Annotated in this window: 2 protein-coding genes; one reads left to right on the forward strand and one right to left on the reverse strand. The window is 37.0% G+C overall.

Annotated elements, in window-relative coordinates; genetic code table 11:
* Positions 1-262 precede the first annotated feature (262 nt).
* Complete coding sequence (locus CM19_RS13145) at positions 263-433, reverse strand: hypothetical protein (RefSeq protein WP_160164884.1); 171 nt, start codon at positions 431-433, stop codon at positions 263-265.
* Between the two features lie 153 nt (positions 434-586).
* Here CM19_RS13145 and CM19_RS11290 point away from each other — a divergent pair.
* Positions 587-1,029, forward strand: a 443-nt coding sequence (locus CM19_RS11290) for an IS200/IS605 family accessory protein TnpB-related protein (protein WP_150111439.1), incomplete at its 3' end; no start/stop codon positions are given.

Genomic DNA, 1,029 nt, shown 5'->3' on the forward strand with positions numbered 1-1,029 from the left:
CCTAGTATAGAAATATGGCCCGTCATTCCAGAAAACTTAAATGGATCGGCTATTATTTGCATAACTGTACTTTTGTCTTCTGAAATGGTTATTTCTTCAGAATAGGTCATAATAAGTTATAACTAAAGTTTATAGTATATATTTTTTCCTTTAAAATAAGTTTGATATACCTTTCAGTCAATAAGTATTAAAATTCTCTTAGTAATAATAAAAATGAATTCCAAGACTTCTTTCATGATCCTTTCTTCTTAGACAATATAGACTATACTTTAGCCCCCTTATTACTCATCGATACTTTCATCGTTAATGTATCCTTGATGCTCTCATGAACCTCCTTACCATCAACTGTTATCCCATCAAGGGCATAGAGGTTTGTATCAAGATCAATAGGGTAAACTGTAGTTGTCAACTGTAGTTCCTTTTTAAACGCCAATAGGAATGATAATAACTGAAAGGATCTATGACAACTACTCAAGCCTCGCCTTTTAAGGCGGGGTTATTTTTTAAAAGCTTTGATCTATGTGGTATCTTATATGTCCTCCGATGAAGGGGTACTAACCAGGACAATAATCCTAAGAGAGGATATGTGTCGACCCTTCAAAAGAAATATCCAGCATGGAGGTCTCTAAAGAGGGTGTTGTTAAGGATAGTCGCTGTGCACCAGAATATACACGATGATCTTGTTGATTGGGCTAGGAAAGAAGCTATCAGGGTTATAAACTACGCTAAACGGTTAGGTAAGGACACAATAATACTAGAGGACTTAAACGGGCTCAACGAGAGACAACCTGATCTGAAGAAGTCTTGGAGGGAGAGGTTTCAATACATGGCTTACCGTACTCTTCAGTTTTGGATATCTTGGGAAGGGTTTAAGCACGGTATAGCTGTGGTTACTGTACCACCACACTATACTTCAACTCATTGCCCTTACGACGGTGAAGAAATGGTTGAGGTTGGACACAGACTCTTTAAGTGTAAGAAGTGTGGTTTTCAAGCTGATAGGGATTCTATTGCAGTTTTAAACTTATT

Origin of the sequence: Candidatus Acidianus copahuensis (assembly GCF_000632495.1) — an archaeon.
In the GTDB taxonomy this organism is placed as follows: Archaea; Thermoproteota; Thermoprotei_A; order Sulfolobales; family Sulfolobaceae; genus Acidianus; species Acidianus copahuensis.